We start from the raw sequence: 18,316 nt of genomic DNA, 5'->3' as shown, positions 1-18,316 counted from the left end.
ATTCAAGGACGCACCAGGACGGTGCCCTGACAACCGATAAGTCGCAGACTTGGAGAAACATCATGAAAAAGATCACCGCACTGATCCTGGCTTCCGTAATCGGCCTGACTTCCGCCGCCGCCTTCGCCGCCGACGCCTCCGGCCCGGCCGCCAAAGCCGCCGCTCCGGCGCACGCCAAGAAGCATCACGCCAAGAAACACCATCACAAGAAGCACGCCAAGAAAGCGGCTTCCGCTCCGGCCGCGCAGAAAGCCCAGGCCGCCAAGAAGCACGTTAAGAAGCATCACCACAAAAAAGCGCAGGTGAAAAAAGCGGCTTGATTCTGCGGCTACAGGCAGGGTATCGGGAGGAGGCCAAGGCCTCCTCTTTGCGTTTCTGGCCGGTTGCGGCATGCGTTTGGCCTGCGATTGAAAACGTAATGGTTTTGTAGTGGCATGGTTTTGTGAAGCCCATGCTTTTGCTGTGAAGTTTTGTCTCAAATTGCCAACAGGCATTTCTCCTGTGCTTAAGCGGCTTTCTCACTGAAGAAATAGACATCGCCAAGTGCGCTGTTTATCTCCTTTTCTTGGCTATTTGCGCGATAAATTCGCCTAAATTCGCGTAAACCTGAACTTTCCCGCATTTTTGAACCACAGCTGCGCCCTTGTCGGCGTAAGACAATCCTTTTGACCTGTTTTAACTGTTATTAAGGACAGGTTGGTGAAATTTGGGTTGGCAGCGGTGGAGTGATTGCTCGAATCTGATACCACTGTAATACCACATGTCCGAACTAAAACGCCGGCTTGCGGTGCTGCAGCGGGGACAGCATGACGCTGCCGTGATCACTGACAGAATTGAGGAGGTCCGAATGTCGAAACTTTCGTTGACGTTGTCGGCGCTGTTTGGGGGGGCTGGCTTGTTGTTGAGCAGCGCGGCGGCGTTCGCCGCGCCGGCCTGCAGTGCGTGGAGCAATGCGCAGACCTATAACGGCGGCGATTACGCCTTGTACGCCAACAAGACCTGGCGCGCCAAGTGGTGGACGCAGAACAATCAGCCGGGCGCGGATCAATGGGGGCCGTGGGAAGAGCGGCCTGCCGGCGAATGCACGCCGGGCGGCGGCGATCCCGGCCCCGGACCGGGCACCGGCGTGCCGCCGGAACCGACGCCGACCGTGGGCCGTCATGTCGGCTCTTATTTTGCGCAATGGAGCATTTACGGCCGCAATTACAAGCTGCGCAATCTGGTGGACGCCGGCGGCGACAAGAAGCTGACCTTCCTGAACTACGCCTTCGGCAACGTCTACGCCGACGGCAAGTGCGGCATGGTGACCCGTGCAGAGAACGGCAACGGCGACGGCGGCGACGCTTGGGCCGATTACCAGAAATCCTTCGGTGCCAATGAGTCGGTGGACGGCAAGGCAGATGCCTGGAGCGATCCGCTGCGCGGCAACTTCAATCAGCTGCGCAAGCTGAAGCTGGCGAATCCTTCGCTGAAAGTGCTGATTTCGCTGGGCGGCTGGACCTGGTCGAAGAATTTCGGCAAATTCGCCGCCACCGACGCCGGCCGCAAGACCATGGTCGCATCCTGCATCGATCTGTACCTGAAAGGCAATCTGCCGGTGGGCGAGAACGCCGGCGGCGCCGGCGCGGCCAAGGGCGTGTTCGACGGCATCGACATCGATTGGGAATACCCGGGCGGCGGCGGTCTGCCGACCAATAGCGTGGATCCCAACGATAAGCAGAACTTCACCTTGCTGATGGCGGAATTCCGCAGCCAGCTGGACGCGCTGACCGCGCAGAACAAGCGCCGCTACTACCTGACCGCGGCGATTGGCTCCGGCGTCGACAAGATCCGCCAGACCGAGCCGGCCAAGTACGCGGCCTATATGGACTGGATCAATGTGATGACTTACGACTTCAACGGCGGCTGGGACGCCAAGGGGCCGACCAACTTCCAGTCCAATCTGTTCCGCGATCCGGCGGCTCCGGTGACCGGCGACCGCGTCTACTACAACGTCGACGACTCGATCCAGACCCTGGTCAAGGGCGGCGTGCCCAAGGCCAAGCTGAACGTGGGCATCCCGTTCTATGGCCGCGGCTGGGCCGGCGTGGCCGCCGGACCCAAGGCCGATGGTCTGTACCAGGTGGCTACCGGCGCGGGCAAAGGCACTTACGAGGCCGGCATCGAGGATTACAAGGTGCTGAAGACGCGTTCCGCCAAGCAGTTCGTGCATCCGGTCAGCAAGCAGCTGTGGACTTACGACGGCAACGAGTTCTGGAGCTACGACGACCCCGCCACCATCCGCACCAAGTTGGATTACGTGCGTCAACAGCAGCTGGGCGGGGTGTTCAGCTGGTCCTTGGACGGCGACGACGCTCAGGGCACTTTGCTGAAGACCACCAGCGAAGTCCGTCAGGACGCCGCCGCGGCCAAGAAGAAGGCGGCCGCCAAGGCCTCGGCCGCATCGCCGTTGAAGTAAAACGGAAGCCGCAAAGAAAAACCGCCGGGCGTGCCCGGCGGTTTTTGTTTAGGCCGCGCCGCTTTCCAGTTCGGCGATGTTGCGCACGCGTAGGGGCTTGGGCGTTTCGTCCAGATTGGACCAGACCCAGTTGAAGTGATCGATCACCTGTTCCGCGTTCAGCCGCGGCCGCGGTTTGCAGGTGTGGGCGTCGGCGATCAGGGTGACGGCGTATTCCTGCGACATCGCCGAGCGCAGCGTGCTGTCCACGCAGAACTCGGTGGCGGAACCGGCCAGCCACAGCTCGTCGACATCGCCGCCGCGCAGCAGCTCGGTCAGCGCGGTGCGCTGGAAGCTGTCGCTGAAGCGTTTGTGCACCACGGCGTCGCCGTCCAGCCGCGCCAGCGCCGGATGCAGCTGCCAGGCCTCGCTGTCGCGCGCCAGATCGCTGCCGGGGCCGCTGTCGTGCTGGATGAAAATCACAGGCATGTCTTGGCGGCGCGCCAGCGCGATGGCGCGGTTGAGATTGGCCAGCACGGCGTCGGCGCGGCCGGCGCGGGGCTGGCCTTCGATCTGGCCGTATTGCACGTCGATGACGATCAACGCTTTGTTGCCCATGGATTGTCCTCCAACCTTAGAACGTGTTTACGATCTTGCGAGCTAAGGCGAGACAAGGCGGAAACGAGCGAAAAAGCGGAATGTACAGGTGGTACATGAGCACTGAGCTTGGTTTCAACGCCCATTTCTATCCATCCCGCCGACGCGCAGCAGATCGTAAACAGGTTCTTACAGCAGCACGCGTTCGATGCCGCCATCGCGCGCCTGATCCACATACTGTTTCAACCAGTTCGGCCCCAGCACATGCTTGGCGATTTCCACCACGATGTAGTCGGCCTCGGTGCTGGTGTCCGGGCCGTAGCGCGACAGGCCTTGCAGGCAGGACGGGCAGGAGGTCAGGATCTTCACCGGCTGCGCCGGCTTGGCGCCCCCGGTCAGCGCTTGCAGGTTCTTGTTGATTTCCTCTTCCTTGCGCGAGCGTACCTGGGTGGCGATGTCCGGCCGGCTGGCGGCGAAGGTGCCGGATTCGCCGCAGCAGCGGTCCGACAGCGCCACGCCGCCGCCCAAGAGCTCGTTGACCACCTTCATCGGCTGATAGGCCTTCATCGGCGTGTGGCAGGGGTCGTGGTACAGGTATTGCTGGCCGCCGACGCCGTCCAGCTTGACGCCTTTCTCCATCAGGTATTCGTGGATGTCGATGATGCGACAACCTGGGAAGATGTCCTCGAAGCGGTATTGCGACAATTGGTCGTAGCAGGTGCCGCAGCTGACCACCACGGTCTTGATGTCCAGGTAGTTCAGCGTGGTGGCCACGCGGTGGAACAGCACCCGGTTCTCGGTGGTGATGGCGTCGCCCTTGTCCTGATAGCCGGCGCTGGTCTGCGGATAGCCGCAGCACAGATAGCCGGGCGGCAGCACCGTCTGCGCGCCGACATGCCACAGCATGGCCTGGGTGGCGAGGCCGACCTGGCTGAACAGGCGCTCCGAGCCGCAGCCGGGGAAGTAGAACACCGCTTCCGCGTCTTCCGACAACTTGGGGTTGCGGATGATGGGCACGATGCTGGCGTCTTCCACGTCCAGCAGCGCGCGCGCGGTCTTCTTGGGCAGGCCGCCGGGCATGGGCTTGTTGATGAAGTGGATCACCTGCTCCTTGACCGGGGCCTTGCCGACGGTGGCTGGCGGTTGCCGGGTCTGGGAGCCTATCAGTCCCAGGCGCTTGCCCACCGCGTTGCCCAGCCGCTGCGCCTTGTAGGCGACGCCGACCAGGCCGGTGCGCAAGGCCTTGATGGTGGCCGGGTCCTTGGCGGTGAGAAAGGCCATGCCGACGGCGGTGCCGGGGTTGAAGCTCTTGTTGCCGGTCTTGCGCAGGAAGTTGCGCATCGCCACCGAAACATCGCCGAAGTCGATCTTGACCGGGCAGGGCTTGACGCAGCGGTGGCAGACCGTGCAATGGTCGGCGACGTCGGACAATTCCTCGAAATGCTTGAGGCTGACGCCGCGGCGGGTCTGCTCTTCGTAGAGGAAGGCCTCGGTCAGCAGGCCGACGCCGAGGATCTTGTTGCGCGGCGAGTACAGCAGATTGGCGCGCGGCACATGGGTGGAGCACACCGGTTTGCACTTGCCGCAGCGCAGGCAGTCCTTGATCGAATCGCTGATCGCGCCGATGTCGGATTGTTCCAGGATCAGCGACTCCGCGCCCAGCAAGGAGAAGGACGGCGTATAGGCCATGGCCAGGTCGGCGCCGGGCAGCAGCTTGCCGCGGTTGAAGTGGCCGTTGGGGTCCACTTGCTGCTTGTAGGCGCGGAAGGGGGCGATTTCTTCTTCGCTGAGGAATTCCAGCTTGGTGATGCCGATGCCGTGCTCGCCGGAGATCACGCCGCCCAGCGCGCGCGCCAGCGCCATGATGCGCTCCACCGCCTTGTGCGCGGTCTGCAGCATCTCGTAATCGTCGGAGTTGACCGGCAGGTTGGTGTGGACGTTGCCGTCGCCGGCGTGCATGTGCAGCGCGACGAAGACGCGGCTGCGCAGCACTTTTTGCTGGATGGCGCGGATAGCGGCCAGGATGGGGCCGTCGGTGTTGCCGGAGAACAGCTGCTCCAGCTCGGCCTGCATCTCGCGCTTCCAGCTGACGCGCACGATCAGGTCGCGCAGCGCGTGGAACACGGTGTCCGGAGCGGCGGCGGCGTCTTCCAGCGGCGCGTGCGGCCAGCGTTCGCGGTATTCGTGAAAGGGTCGGTCAAGGTGTTCCAACAGCCATTGCCAGCGGTCGCGGGTGATGGCGAGCTGAGACAGCGCCGAGGCGCGGCGGTCGCCGATCAGTTCTTCCGACGGCAGATTGGTATCCAGCTTGTCCACCGGCAGCCGGCCGTGGAAATATTCGGTCAGGGTGTCGAGCAGGCGCAGCTTGTTCTGGATCGACAGTTCGATATTGATGCGTTCGATGCCGTCGCTGTAATCGCCCAGCCGCGGCAGCGGGATCACCACGTCTTCGTTGATCTTGAAGGCGTTGGTGTGTTTGGCGATGGCGGCGGTGCGGCTGCGGTCCAGCCAGAAGCGCTTGCGCGTTTCCGGGGTGATGGCGATGAAGCCTTCGCCGTGACGCGCGTTGGCCAGCCGCACCACCTGGCTGGCGGCTTCCGCCGCCGCGTCCTCGTGGTCCGACACCAGATCGGCGATCAGCACCATCTTGGGCCGGCCCTTGCTCTTGGCCTTGGTCACATAGGACACCGCGCGCACATAGCGCCAGTCCAGGTGTTCTAGGCCGGCCAGCTGCACGCCGGCGGCGAGGCCGGCGCCGCCGGGTTTGAACAGGTCGGTGATTTCGACGATGGCCGGCGTGGCCTCGGCCACGGTGCCGAAGAATTCCAGACAGACGGTGCGGATGTGCTTGGGCATGCGGTGCAGCACGAAGCGGGCGCTGGTGATGATGCCGTCGCAGCCTTCCTTCTGCACGCCGGGCAGGCCGGCCAGGAATTTGTCGGTGACGTCCTTGCCCAGGCCCACTTTGCGGAAGGCGCTGCCGGGGATGTCCAGCTGACGGCTGGACACCACGGTCTGGCCATCGTCCTTGAGTTGGCTGACGCGGAAGCGGGCGACGTCGACGTCGTGGATCTTGCCGTAGTTGTGGCCCAGGCGTTCGATGAACTGCCATTGGCCGTCGGCGTCCACCATTTTCCAGCTGGCGAGGTTGTCCAGCGTGGTGCCCCACAGCACCGCCTTCTTGCCGCCGGCGTTCATCGCGATATTGCCGCCGATACAGGAGGCCTCGGCCGAGGTGGGGTCCACGGCGAACACCAGGCCGGCCGCCGCCGCGGCCTCGGCGACGCGGGCGGTGACCACGCCGGCGCCGCATTGTATGGTGGCGCGGGGGCCGTCCAGGCCGGGTAGTTCCACCTGTTCGACGCCGAGATGGCGGTCCAGCTTCTCGGTGTTGATCACCGCGCTCATGCGGTCCAGCGGCACCGCGCCGCCGGTGTAGCCGGTGCCGCCGCCGCGCGGAATGATGGTCAGGCCCAGCTCGATACAGGCGCGCACCAGCGGCGCGATTTCGGCCTCGCCGTCCGGGCTGAGCACCACGAAGGGGTATTCGACGCGCCAGTCGGTGGCGTCGGTGACGTGGGCGACGCGGGACAGACCGTCGAACTGGATATTGTCGCGGCGGGTGAGCCGGGACAGCTTCTTCAGAATCTTGGCGCGCAGTTCGCGGGTATCCTCGAACTGCTCGGCGAAGCGCTCGACGGCGGCGCGGGCCGCCGTCAGCATCTTGCCCACCTTGTCGTTGCCTTCGCGGCGTTTTTCCACTTCGGCCAGCCGGTGGCGCATCGCGTCCACCAAGGCGGCCAGCCGCTTGGGATTGTCCAGCAGGTCGTCGACCAGATAGGGGTTGCGGTCCACCACCCAGATATCGCCCAAGACCTCGAACAGCATGCGGGCGGAGCGGCCGGTCTTGCGTTCGGCGCGCAGTTCTTCCAGCAGCTTCCACATCGGCGCGCCCAGCAGGCGGATGAAGATTTCGCGGTCGGAATACGAGGTGTAGTTGTACGGGATCTCCCGCACACGGGCTTGGGTGGTGGTGGTCATTGTCCGTGCAGCTGTCATTATTGGAAAAACGTCCACCAGTGTAGCCCAATTGTTGCGTTGCGAAAAACCCGTATTCACTAGGGATTTCCCTCTTTACTTCAAGATATTGGCGCGAATTGCATATTGTTGGGCAAGGCGAGCCGGGGGCGGAGCGCGCCGGTCTTGCCGGTCTGGCCGCGCAGGGGAGGGAATGGTGCGCGCTATTCCATAGGCGGGGCGAAAACTGCTGGTTTTATGCTTTTTATGGGTAAACTGAAGCTCGAACGCGTTGCGCTGATCGGGATGGCGCGGCCACGACGGGAATGGAGAACAGGATGATGTGGAAGAAGTGGGCGATGGCTTTGTTATTGGCGGCGTCGCTGAGCGGCTGCGGTTACAACGCGATGCAGACTCAGGACGAGGCGGCCAACGCGGCCTGGTCCGAGGTGATCAATCAATACCAGCGGCGCGCGGATCTGATTCCCAATCTGGTCAAGACGGTGCAAGGCTACGCCAAGCATGAAAAAGAGGTGCTGACCCAAGTCACCGCCGCGCGGGCGCGGGTGGGCAGCATCCAGATGGATGCGTCGATGGCGACGGACGAGAAAAAGCTCAATGATTTCGCCGCGGCGCAGAATCAGCTGGGTTCGGCCTTGTCCCGCTTGCTGGTGGTGTCGGAAAACTATCCGCAGTTGAAGGCGGATCAATCCTTCCGCGATCTGCAGGCGCAGCTGGAAGGCACCGAGAACCGCATCGCCTTGGCGCGCAAGCGTTATATCGATTCGGTGCAGGCGTACAACAGCACGGTGCGGACCTTTCCCAATAATCTGACCGCGATGATGTTCAGCCTGAAGACCCGGCCGAATTTCACCGTGGAGAACGAGAAGGCCATTTCCACCGCGCCGCAGGTCAACTTCGGCGAGCCGGAGGCGAGCAAATAAGATGAGGGCGCTATGGCGTTGCTTGGGCATCGCGTTGCTGCTGTGCGCGCAGCTGGCGCGGGCGGAACTGGCGGTGCCGCCGCCCAGTTCGCCGGTGGTGGATCTGGCCGGTTTTTTATCGGCGGACGAGCGCGGGCAATTGGAACGGCAATTGCTGAGCTTTCATCAGCGCAAAGGCAGTCAGCTGGCGGTCTTGATCGTGCCGTCGGTGGAGCCGGAAACGCCTTTTGACTACGGCACCCGGGTGATGGACGCCTGGAAGCTGGGGCGCAAGGGGGTGGACGACGGCGTGCTGCTGCTGATCGTGGCGGATCAGCACAAGACCCAGTTGTTGGTGGGCCGCGGCCTGGAGGGCGCGATTCCCGACATCTACGCCAAGCGCATTCTGCAGGACACGCTGAGGCCTCTGTTCAAGCAGGGTTTGCGCTTTCAGGGCATTCAAGCGGCGGCGTCGCAGCTGGAAGGTCTGATCGACGGCGAAAAGCTGCCCCCGCCGACGCGGACTCAGCAGCAGGGCTGGGAAGACAGTTGGCCGGCGCTGGCGTTCGCGGTCTTGTTCGGCGCCGGCGTCGTCAGCCGCCTGTTCGGACGCTTGATCGGCAGCCTCATCATGGGCGGCCTGGGCGTCGCCGCGGCCTTGCTGCTGGGCGCAGGCGTCGTGTTCGCCTTGCTGGCCGGGGCGGTGGCGGCGCTCCTGTGCCTGGTGATCGGCGCCCACGGCTTGTCGTTCGGCGGCGGAGACGGCGGGAGTTGGCGCGGCGGAAGCAGCGGCGGCCGCGGAGGCGGCTGGTCCGGCGGCGGCGGGGGATTTGGCGGCGGCGGCGCTTCGGGAGATTGGTGATGTGGAAATCATGGCATAGAGCGCTGCGTCATCTGGCCAGCACCGGCTACTTGGCGCGACGGCGTTTTCCCGCCGCGGAACTGGCGCGTTTGCAGCAAGGCATCGCGGCTTCGGAACGCGAACACGCCGGTCAGCTGCGCTTTGTGGTGGAGTCGGCGCTGGATTGGCGCGACGCCTGGCGCGGCATGAGCGCTCGAGAACGAGCGCTGGAGTGGTTCGGCCTGCTGAGGGTATGGGACACCGAGGAGAACACCGGCGTGCTGGTGTATGTGTTGCTGGCGGAGCGCCGCATTGAAATCGTCGCCGATCGCGGCATAGACCGGCGGGTGCCGTCGCGGGCCTGGGAGGAGATTTGCGCCGAAGTCGGACGCGCGATGGCGGAAGGCAAGCGAGTGGCCGGCCTGGAGGCCGGCTTGTGGCGGATACACGCTTTGTTGATCGAGCATGCGCCGCTCCGAGGCGGGCCCAGCGTCAACGAGTTGCCGGACGAGGTGATCGTCCGCTGAGTCAGTTCGCGGCGGAGGCGGCCAGTTGCGCCGCCAGCTGCACGGCCTCGAACAGACTGCCCGGGTGGGCCTGACCGCTGCCGGCCAGATCCAGCGCGGTGCCGTGGTCGACCGAGGTACGGACGATGGGCAGGCCCAGGGTGATGTTGATGCCGGCGCCGAAGCTGGCGTGCTTGAGCACCGGCAAGCCTTGATCGTGATACATCGCCAGCACCGCGTCGCAGCGCCGCAGCTTGTCGGGGTTGAACAGGGTGTCGGCCGGCAAGGGGCCGATCAGGTCCATGCCCTCGCCGCGCAGCCGCGCCAGCAGCGGTTCGATGACCTCGATTTCCTCGCGCCCCAGATGGCCGCCTTCGCCCGCGTGCGGATTCAGGCCCGCCACCAGCACGCGCGGCGCGGCGATGCCGAACTTGGCGCGCAGATCCCCGTGCAGGATGCGGATGACCTGCTCCAGGCTGTCCGCGGTGATGGCGTCGGCGACGTCCCGCAGCGGCAGATGGGTGGTGGCCAGCGCCACGCGCATGCCGCCGCCGGCCAACATCATCACCACCTTGGGCGTGTGCGTGCGTTCGGCCAGGTATTCGGTGTGGCCGGAGAAGGCGACGCCGCCGTCGTTGATGACGCCCTTGTGCACCGGCGCGGTCACCATGGCGGCGAATTCGCCGCTAAGGCAGCCGTCGATGGCGCGGTCCAGCGTCGCCAGCACATAGCCGGCGTTGGCCGGGTCCAGCCGGCCGGGAACGGCCGGAACCGCCAGCGGCACATGGCAAACTTCCAGCCCTTGCGCCGGCGCGGGCGTGTCCGGCGCGTAATCGTACAGCGAAAGCGAGAGGCCCAACTGCCGCGCGCGCGCGGCTAGCAAGGTCTTGTCGCCGATCAGCACGCAGCGCGCGCCGACGCCGGCCTCCGTCAGCCGCAGCGCCAGATCCGGCCCCACGCCGGCCGGCTCTCCGGTGGTGACGGCCAATACGGGGACGCTCATCTTACTTCTCGTCCAGCCGTTCTTCGACGAAGGCGGAGTCGCGCAGCTGACGCACCCAGTCGGCGTACGCCTGTTCGATCTTGCGGGAGCGGATCTGTTGTTTGACCGCCAGCCGCTCGCGGTCGCCGGACACGTCTTGATTGCGCTTGCCTTCCACCAGGATCAAATGCCAGCCGAAGGGCGTGCGCACCGCCGGCGACAATTGGCCGATAGGCAGTTGCGTCATCGCGCTCTCAAAATCTGGCACCAGATCGCCCAGATTGACCCAGCCCAGATCGCCGCCCTTGGCGTTGCTGCCGTCTTCGGAGTAGAGCTTGGCCATGTCGGCGAACTTGGCGCCGCGCTGGATGCGGTCGCGCACCTGTTCGATGCGGGTTTTGGCGTCGTTGGCCGACACCGCCTCGTTGGTGCGGATCAGAATGTGGCGCACATGGTATTGCTCCACCATCATCGGCGCGCCGCTGTCGCGTTTGTCCTGCAATTGGAAGATGAAGAAGCCTTGCTGGGTGCGGATCACATTGGTGTGCTGGCCGGTTTTCAGCTGTTCCAGCATCTGCACGAACTCAACCGGCAGCGACACCGCGCTGCGCCAGCCCATGTCGCCGCCTTTCAGCGCATTGGGGGCGTCGGAGTAGCTGGCCGATACCTTGGCGAAGGCTTGGCCGGCCTCCAGCTCCGTCAGCGCTTTCTCGGCCTTCTTCGACAGCGCGTCGATCTGCTTGGCGTCGGCGCGTTCCGGCACGTTGATCAGGATGCTGGCCAGGTGGTATTCGGCGCGGTTGCCGCTCTGTGCGCTTTTCAGCACCTGATCGACTTCGGTCTCGTTGACGTTGACCTTGGCGGCGACTTCGCTGTCGCGCAGGCGCGCGATGGTCAGTTCCTTGCGCACTTCGGCGCGCAGCTTGTCGAAGGCCAGGCCTTCCTTGGCCAGCTGGGCTTTCAGGCCGGCCACGTCCATCTTGTTCTGCTTGGCCAGATTGGCCACCGCCTGATCCACCGCGGCGTCGTCGATGCGCAGGCCGCCGCTGGCGGCGTACTGCAGCTGAACCTCCTCGGTGATCATCTGTTCCAGCATCTGTTTTTCCAGCACGGCGCGCGCCGGCGGCGTCACTTTCTGCGCTTGCAGCTGTTTGATGGCTTCGTCGACGCGGGATTGCAGATCCAGCCAGGTGATCACGTTCTTGTTGACCACCGCGACGATGCGGTCCACTTCTTTGACCGGGGCGGCGGGAGCGGCGACGGCGCCTTGCAGGGCGCCGGCCAGCAGCAGGGCGAGCAGAGTCTGTTTCATGATCATCGCTTATAAATCGTTAGTCTTGCTATAGCCGGGAATCGCCAGCTTCAGCGTGTTGAGCGGATTGTTGCCGAAGCCGCCAAGGCCCTTGAATTCCAGCTGGAAATAAATGGCGTTCTTGGTGGTGGTCAGGTCGCTGACATAGCGCTGACCGACCAGGCGCGCCGACCAGCAACCGTCGTTGTACTCGAATCCGGCCAGTTGTTCCAGCGGCTTGCGGTCGGCCAGCGAATAGTTGTAGCGGCCCAGCGCATACCATTTCTTGGCGATAGGCCATTGAGCGCCGATGTCGACCTGGCGCAAGGGGCCGTACTTTGATGAGTTGTCCTGCTGTTCGTAGCGACCGTAGCGATAACGGGCGCTGAGCACCTTGCCAGGCGCCGGGTTGTAGCGCAGCTGGGCATTGTAGCGTTCGGTGGTTTTCAGCGCCTCGTTCCACTCATAGGAGCTGTCCAAGCGCCAGCCTTGGGCCAGATCGCCGCTGGCGCCCAGCAGCAGATTGGAGCCGCTGACAGTGCGCTGTTGCGGTACGCCGGTCAGGGAGATGTCGTCCTGATTGAAATAATAGCGCTTGCCCACGGTCAGCCGGATCCGTTCCAGGCCGTTTTGCTGGCTGATCAGGCGGCTGGTCAGCGCCGTGGTCAGCTGATTGGCGCCGTTGATGCGGTCGGAGCCGGAGAAGCGGTTTTCGGTGAACAACTGCGCAAAATTGAAATCGTTCTCCGAGGTATCGAAGTTGGGCAGATTGTTCTGGCTGCGGGTCGGGATATTGACGTAGAACAGCCGAGGTTCCAGCGTCAGCAGATGATCCTGGCCCAGAAACTCGGTATCGCGGTCGAAGTAGAGGCCGGCGTCGGTGCTGAATATGGGCAGGCTGCGCGACACCGAACGGCTTTGCTGGCCGGGCAGCGCGTCCAGATTATATTCGGTCAGGTGCAGGCCAAGCTTGGGACGCAGAAAGCCCCAGCTTTTGTCCAGGCTCCACGTCAGGCTGGGATAGGCGACCAGGCGGTCGCCGGTTTGCAGAGTCGGATGGGAGAAGCGGGTCAGCTCGCTTTGCAGATTGGCGCTGAAGCCCTGTGGCAATTGCTGGCTGGCGCTGAACGTCAGCTGCGGTAGCCGCGCATAGGGAATGTCCCCTGGTGAGGGGTTTGCCAGCAGGGTCTGGTAGCGCTGAGCGCGCAAGGTGGCGTTGGCCGAGCCGCCCTGCCAGCCGAAGCCGTAGCTGAGCCAGGCCTCGCGCACCAGGTTGACGTTGGTGGCGATGCTGAGACGGTCGCCGAAATCCTTGAAATAGTTGGGGTCGGAGACGTAGTTGGCGTTGTAGCCGAAAGTCAGGCCCGGTGCCAGCGTCTGGCCATGGGTCGCATACCAGGCGTAGCGATTCTTGTCGGTGACCTTGTCCTTGGGCAATTGTTCGGTGTAGATCGAGCCGGCGTAATTGGGCTGCAGATAGCGGAATTCCGCGCCCAGCATGGTGCCGTGCTTGTCGTTGAAATGCGGGGTGATGGTCGCGTCGTAGTTGGGCGCGATATTCCAGTAATAGGGCAGCGCGACTTCGGTGCCGTTGCTGCCGGTCTTGAAGGTGGGCGGCAGGAAACCGCTCTTGCGGTTGCCGTTGAGCGGGAAGTCCATCCACGGTGTGTACAGGATGGGCACGCCGTAGAAATTCAGCCGCGCGTTGCGGGCGGTGCCGACGCCATTGTTGTAGTCGAGGTCCAGCAAGGAGGAGTTCAGATACCAGGAGTCGTCGCCGGGTTCGCAGCTATTGATGCGGCTGTTGTAGACCCGGTACTCGTTCTGGCCGCGGAAATCCACTTGCTGGCCGTCGCCGCGCATCGGCACCGTGCTCATCGGACGGGTGGTGGCCGGTGCGCCCTTGGCGGCGGGCGCCGGCTTGCCCATGGCGAACACCGGGTTCATGCCGGTGCCGCTGTAGTTGGCGACGTTGTAATCCAGCGTGGTGCCGGTGACCACGTCGACGCCGCGCGTCATCTTGAAGCGGTCGCCGGCCTTGACCCGGTCCTTGTTCTGGTAATAGTCCAGCCAGTCGGACTCCAGTTTCTGGTCGTCGCGGGTGACCACCACATTGCCGCGGGCTTTCAGCTCCACATTCATCTCGCCGTCCATATCGTCGGCGGTGACGTGGGTCTGGCCTTCGGCCTTGGGCGGGGTGGGCAGGGCGATAGGGGCGTCTTCATCGGCCAGCGCCAGCGCCGGCTGTAGTGAGAACGCGGCCGCCAGCGCCAGGGCCAGCGGATTGGGTTTGATTCTGGGCATGCACAAAGCCATATCTAAGGGGCGGCGGGGCAGTATAAAATCAGCCAATTCTATCAGCACCAAGACGAAGCGACATGCATAGACAGGAACTCATCAAAAAATGGCTGGCAGATTTGTACCCGGGACAGGACATCGGGCTTGAATTCGCTGCCGCGGATGCCGACTTCCGGCGCTACTTCCGTGCGACCTGGCCGGACGGCGCGAGTTGCATCGTGATGGATGCGCCGCCGGAAAAAATGAGCACCGACGCCTATGTGCAAGTGCGCGACGTTTTCGCCATGGTCAATGTTCCCAAGCTGCTGGCGCGGGATAGAGAGCAGGGTCTGCTGCTGCTGGAGGACCTGGGCCGGGTCACCTATCTGGCCGCCTTGGAGCATGATGGGCGCGAACAGGTGCGGCGCCATCTATTGCTGGAGGCGCTGGACACCCTGGTGGAGATCCAGTCCGCCAGTCAGCCGGGAGTGTTGCCGGAATACGACGAAGCGCTGCTGACGCGCGAGTTGAACCTGTTTCCGGAGTGGTTCTGCGCCAAGGAATTGGGCCGGCCGCTGGATTTCGCGCAACGCCAGCTGTGGGACGCCGGGGTCAAGGCCTTGCTGCCGGTGTTGCTGGCCCAGTCCAAGGTGTTCGTGCACAGGGATTTCATCGTGCGTAATCTGATGCTGACGCCGGGCAAGCCCGGGGTGTTGGATTTTCAGGATGCGGTGTACGGTCCGGTCAGCTACGACATCGTCAGCCTGCTGCGCGACGCTTTCATCGAGTGGGACGAGCCCTTCGTGCTCGATATCGCGATCCGCTACTGGGAAAAGGCGCGCGCCGCCGGCCTGCCGGTGCCGGCCGAATTCGACGTCTTCTATCGTGATTTCGAATGGATGGGCGTGCAGCGCCACCTGAAAGTGGCTGGCATCTTCGCGCGTCTGTTCCATCGCGACGGCAAGGACAAGTACCGCGCCGAGATTCCGCGTTTCATCAAGTATCTGAAACGAACCACCCGCCGTTACCAGGAACTGGCGCCGCTCTATCAGCTGTTGCTGCAGTTGGTGGGCAAGGACCAGACCGATGACGAGCTGCAATCGACCTACCCGGCCTTGAGCTACAAGGGATGAGCATGCCGATAGCCATGATTTTGGCGGCCGGCCGCGGCGAGCGGATGCGGCCGCTGACCGACCATGCGCCCAAGCCCTTGCTGGAGGTGGGCGGCAAGCCCCTGATCGTCTGGCAGATCGAGCGCCTGGTGGCGGCCGGTTTCGCCGACATCGTGATCAATCACGCCTGGCTGGGCGCGCAGATAGAACAGGTGCTGGGAGACGGCGGCCGCTTTGGCGCGCGCATCGCCTATTCCGCCGAGGGCGAGCCCTTGGAAACCGCAGGCGGCATCGCCAAGGCCTTGCCCAGCTTGCGGGCGGGACGGGAGCGCGCTTTTCTGTGCGTGGCGGCGGACATTTATACCGATTACGACTACGCAAGCCTGCTGCCGCGGCTGGACGCGCTGGAGGGGCTTGAGGAACCGGGCATGCACCTGGTGATGACGGACAATCCGGCTTTCCACGCGGGCGGGGATTTCGCCTTGGAGCCGGACGGCGGCCTGCGCGCCGACGGCGAGCGCAAGCTGACCTTCTCCAGCATCGGCCTTTACGATACCCGCATGTTCGCCGGCCTTTCCGCAGGCCGCTTCGCGCCGATGCGTCCGTTTTACGACGCCGCGATCGCGGCCGGACGGGCCAGCGGCGAGTATTTCAACGGCGTCTGGCACAATGTGGGCACGCCGCAGCAATTGCGGCAGTTGGATGCGCAATTGCGCGCCGTCCCGGGCTGAGGCGATGTCGGCTCAGCTTCTTCCCGGCGCGCGCCGCATCCTCGGCATCGACCCCGGCAGCCGCATCACCGGCTTCGGGGTGATCGATCTGGTCGGCCAGCAACGCCATTACGTGGCCTCCGGCTGCATCCGCACGCCGCCGGGTGCGCCTTTGAGCGATCGCATCCGCGTGATCGTCGACGGCCTGTTCGGCGTGATCGATACCTACCAACCACAGGCGGCGGCGATCGAGCAAGTGTTCGTCAACGTCAATCCGGCGGCCACGCTGATGCTGGGTCAGGCGCGCGGCGCCTGCATCAGCGCGCTGGTGTTGCGGGACCTGCCGGTGGCGGAATACACCGCGCTGCAGGTCAAGCAGTCCGTCGCCGGTCACGGCAAGGCCGCCAAGGAGCAGGTGCAGCACATGGTGGTGCGGATGCTTAATTTGTCCGGCACGCCCCAGGCCGACGCCGCCGACGCGCTGGCGGTGGCCTTGGCGCACGCCAATCTCAGCGCCGGCGCCTTGGGCCAGCTGGCGCAGAGCGGCCTGAAAATTCGCGGCGGCCGGCTGGTCTAGCCGACGCGCCTGTAATCGCTTGAAGAAAGAACCGGAACATGATTGGACGCCTGAGCGGCAATCTCATCGAAAAACTGCCCCCGCAAGTGGTGCTGGACGTCAACGGGGTCGGCTATGAAGTCGATGTGCCGATGACCACTTTTTATCAATTACCGGCCTTGGGTCAGAAAACCACGCTGTTCACCCATCTGGTGGTGCGGGAAGACGCCCATCTGCTGTTCGGCTTCGCCAGCAAGGAGGATAGACAGACCTTCCGGCAACTGGTCAAGGTGACCGGCATCGGCGCCAAGATCGCCCTGGCCATCCTGTCCGGCATGACCACCGATGAACTGGCGGTGGCGGTGGCCAGCGAAGACATCAAGCGCTTGTCCGCGGTGCCGGGCATAGGCAAGAAGACCGCCGAGCGCCTGGTGCTGGAGCTGCGCGGCAAATTGGCCACCGGCAGCACGCTGACCGCGCCGGGGGGCCTGGCTTTCGCCGCCACGCCGGATGAGAAGGGCGACATCGTCAACGCCTTGCTGGCCTTGGGTTACAACGAGAAGGAGGCCGCGGCCGCCACCAAGGGCCTGCCGGCCGAGGTGACGGTGAGCGAGGGCGTGCGTCTCGCCCTGAAGAGCCTGATGAAGTTCTGAAAACGCGAGCCGGCTCTTAAAGCCGGCGGCGCTTTGCCTATAGTGGGGAGTGCCGTGCGCTGGGCATGGCGATGAATCCGGCATGGCCGGGAGGCGTACCCACCGTGAAAACAGGACTGGCGCGAGCATGTCTGTTGCTGGCGGCCTGCTGGGCTGGCGGCGCTCATGGCGGCGTGTCGTGTCCGCAGCGGCCGATCCGTTTCGCTTTTTACGAGATCGGCCAGTTCTACAGCGCCGGCCGCGGCTTGGATCGAGACGTGGCGGAGGAATTGCGGCGGCGCAGCGGTTGCGAGTTCGAGTTCGTGGTGATGCCGCGGGCTCGCATCTGGCAGGAACTGGAGGCCGGCTCGTTGGATATGACCGGTTCCGCGATCGAGACTCCGGAACGCAGCAAAATCTATTGGTTTTTCAACTACATCCAGCTGCGTCAGTACGCGATTTTATCGATAGACGTGCCCGACTCCATCCGCTCGATGGAATCCTTCATCCAGGATGCTCCATCCAGGCGCTGGGCCATCGTGCGCAGTTACAGCACCAGCCGTTATTTCGATCCCTTGGTCTTGCAATTGGGCGTGCAGCGCCGTTTGGTGGAAGTGGCGGAGGAGGATGTCCTGTTCCGCATGCTGGACCAGCGCCGCGTTGCGGGCATTTTCTCCACGCCCATGGTGTATCGGCAGAAAATCAGACAACACGGTTTGGAGGACAGAGTGAAAGTGGCGGACTGGGAGAAGGACGACGCGCCCAGCCCGCGCAGCCTGGTGTTGACCAAGCGGGCTTTCCCCGACAGCGAAGCCAGGGCCTGGCGCCAGTTGGTTGACGGCAGGAACCGCGACGGCACCATGCTGCGTCTGATCAACCGCTATATGAGCAAGGACGAAGCCGCTGCAGCGGTGTGGGCCGGCGGAAAACGATAGCGCCCGCGAATAAAAAAAGGCCGCCCAGAAGGGCGGCGAATGGAGGCGGGCACACTTGCGTGCGTTCCTTGGGACGACTCCGGGTAAAGCGAGGGTCGGCGCTGCTGTACTCAGGGCAAGCGAGCCAGACGGGCAGCGCGCCGACGAACTAGAGGGGTTTAGCCTGCGGCTTTGAGGGTGACGTTGGTGCGAACCGCGGTCACGCCCGGCACGCGGGAGGCTTCTTCGGCTACGCGGCGCAGCGCTTCTTCGCTGGGCGCGGTGCCGCTCAGGGTGACTTCGCCGGCCTTCACGCTGGTCTGGATATTGGCACCAACCTGGGCTGCGGCTTTGGTCACGGCTTCCTGAACCGCCTGATTCAGGCCGGCGGCGGCGCTCGGCGCGGCTTCGGCGATCAGGGCTTCAGCCGCGCTGGCGTCGCCTTTGGCGGCGGTGGCGCGTTGAGCTTGTTCGGCCGGAGCGCTGGCATCGCCCTTGGCGGCGGTGGCGCGTTGAGCTTG

Annotated in this window: 16 protein-coding genes; 10 read left to right on the top strand and 6 right to left on the bottom strand. The window is 64.1% G+C overall.

The features are described from left to right. The first annotated feature begins 62 nt into the window (after positions 1 to 62). Positions 63 to 320 carry an acid-shock protein gene (locus NK214_RS00085; RefSeq protein WP_107797890.1) on the top strand — a complete coding sequence of 86 codons (258 nt, stop codon included), beginning with the start codon at positions 63 to 65 and terminating at the stop codon, positions 318 to 320. A gap of 527 nt (positions 321 to 847) precedes the next feature. Next, positions 848 to 2,458, top strand: a complete 1,611-nt coding sequence (locus tag NK214_RS00075) for a glycosyl hydrolase family 18 protein (protein WP_107797891.1) — start codon at positions 848 to 850, stop codon at positions 2,456 to 2,458. Between the two features lie 48 nt (positions 2,459 to 2,506). Here the strand turns inward: NK214_RS00075 and NK214_RS00070 are convergent, their stop codons facing one another. Then, entirely contained in the window at positions 2,507 to 3,055 is a 549-nt protein-coding gene (locus NK214_RS00070; protein WP_253313488.1) for a cysteine hydrolase family protein, read from the bottom strand. 168 nt (positions 3,056 to 3,223) lie between these two features. Next, positions 3,224 to 7,075, bottom strand: a complete 3,852-nt coding sequence (locus tag NK214_RS00065) for a DUF3683 domain-containing protein (protein WP_253313487.1) — start codon at positions 7,073 to 7,075, stop codon at positions 3,224 to 3,226. A gap of 317 nt (positions 7,076 to 7,392) precedes the next feature. Here NK214_RS00065 and NK214_RS00060 point away from each other — a divergent pair, with 317 nt between their 5' ends. From NK214_RS00060 to NK214_RS00050, 3 genes are read left to right on the top strand one after another with little or no spacing between them, the layout of a single operon-like run. After that, positions 7,393 to 7,995: a LemA family protein gene (locus NK214_RS00060; RefSeq protein ID WP_253313575.1), complete on the top strand. Its 603-nt coding sequence runs from the start codon at positions 7,393 to 7,395 to the stop codon at positions 7,993 to 7,995. Position 7,996: 1 nt separating this feature from the next. After that, positions 7,997 to 8,836, top strand: coding sequence for a YgcG family protein (locus NK214_RS00055; RefSeq protein WP_253313486.1), 840 nt, complete (start codon positions 7,997 to 7,999; stop codon positions 8,834 to 8,836). Next, positions 8,836 to 9,342, top strand: coding sequence for a TPM domain-containing protein (locus NK214_RS00050; RefSeq protein ID WP_227106546.1), 507 nt, complete (start codon positions 8,836 to 8,838; stop codon positions 9,340 to 9,342). The genes NK214_RS00055 and NK214_RS00050 overlap by 1 nt, the downstream gene beginning before the upstream one ends. 1 nt (position 9,343) lies before the next feature. Here NK214_RS00050 and pdxA read toward each other — a convergent pair whose 3' ends face one another. Genes pdxA through NK214_RS00035 form a run of 3 tightly spaced genes read right to left on the bottom strand, consistent with a single transcriptional unit; the run spans position 9,344 to position 13,898 of the window. Beyond that, entirely contained in the window at positions 9,344 to 10,324 is a 981-nt protein-coding gene (gene pdxA / locus NK214_RS00045) for a 4-hydroxythreonine-4-phosphate dehydrogenase PdxA (protein ID WP_253313485.1), read from the bottom strand. Between the two features lies 1 nt (position 10,325). Then, a complete protein-coding gene (locus NK214_RS00040; RefSeq protein WP_253313484.1) occupies positions 10,326 to 11,615 on the bottom strand; it encodes a peptidylprolyl isomerase in 1,290 nt (429 codons plus the stop codon). A gap of 9 nt (positions 11,616 to 11,624) precedes the next feature. Further along, on the bottom strand, positions 11,625 to 13,898 hold the full coding sequence (locus NK214_RS00035) for an LPS-assembly protein LptD (RefSeq protein WP_253313483.1): 2,274 nt from the start codon (positions 13,896 to 13,898) through the stop codon (positions 11,625 to 11,627). 74 nt (positions 13,899 to 13,972) lie between these two features. Here NK214_RS00035 and amgK point away from each other — a divergent pair, with 74 nt between their 5' ends. The 5 genes from amgK to NK214_RS00010 all read left to right on the top strand — a co-directional run bounded on the left by amgK (position 13,973) and on the right by NK214_RS00010 (position 17,816). Beyond that, positions 13,973 to 15,004: an N-acetylmuramate/N-acetylglucosamine kinase AmgK gene (gene amgK / locus NK214_RS00030; protein WP_227106549.1), complete on the top strand. Its 1,032-nt coding sequence runs from the start codon at positions 13,973 to 13,975 to the stop codon at positions 15,002 to 15,004. Between the two features lie 2 nt (positions 15,005 to 15,006). Next, positions 15,007 to 15,714, top strand: coding sequence for an N-acetylmuramate alpha-1-phosphate uridylyltransferase MurU (gene murU / locus NK214_RS00025; RefSeq protein ID WP_253313482.1), 708 nt, complete (start codon positions 15,007 to 15,009; stop codon positions 15,712 to 15,714). Positions 15,715 to 15,718: 4 nt separating this feature from the next. Further along, entirely contained in the window at positions 15,719 to 16,270 is a 552-nt protein-coding gene (ruvC, locus tag NK214_RS00020; protein WP_227106553.1) for a crossover junction endodeoxyribonuclease RuvC, read from the top strand. Positions 16,271 to 16,308: 38 nt separating this feature from the next. Beyond that, the gene (gene ruvA / locus NK214_RS00015) at positions 16,309 to 16,902 is read left to right on the top strand and encodes a Holliday junction branch migration protein RuvA (protein ID WP_107797902.1); all 594 of its coding nucleotides are present in this window, start codon (positions 16,309 to 16,311) and stop codon (positions 16,900 to 16,902) included. 104 nt (positions 16,903 to 17,006) lie between these two features. Beyond that, complete coding sequence (locus NK214_RS00010; protein ID WP_253313481.1) at positions 17,007 to 17,816, top strand: transporter substrate-binding domain-containing protein; 810 nt, start codon at positions 17,007 to 17,009, stop codon at positions 17,814 to 17,816. A gap of 158 nt (positions 17,817 to 17,974) precedes the next feature. Here NK214_RS00010 and NK214_RS00005 read toward each other — a convergent pair. Then, the coding region (locus NK214_RS00005; protein ID WP_253313480.1) for a BON domain-containing protein at positions 17,975 to 18,316 on the bottom strand (342 nt) is incomplete at its 5' end.

Origin of the sequence: Chromobacterium sp. S0633 (assembly GCF_024158805.1) — a bacterium.
GTDB lineage: Bacteria > Pseudomonadota > Gammaproteobacteria > Burkholderiales > Chromobacteriaceae > Chromobacterium.
Note: the sequence above shows the minus strand (reverse complement) of the source record. Positions and strands in the feature narration are given on the sequence as shown.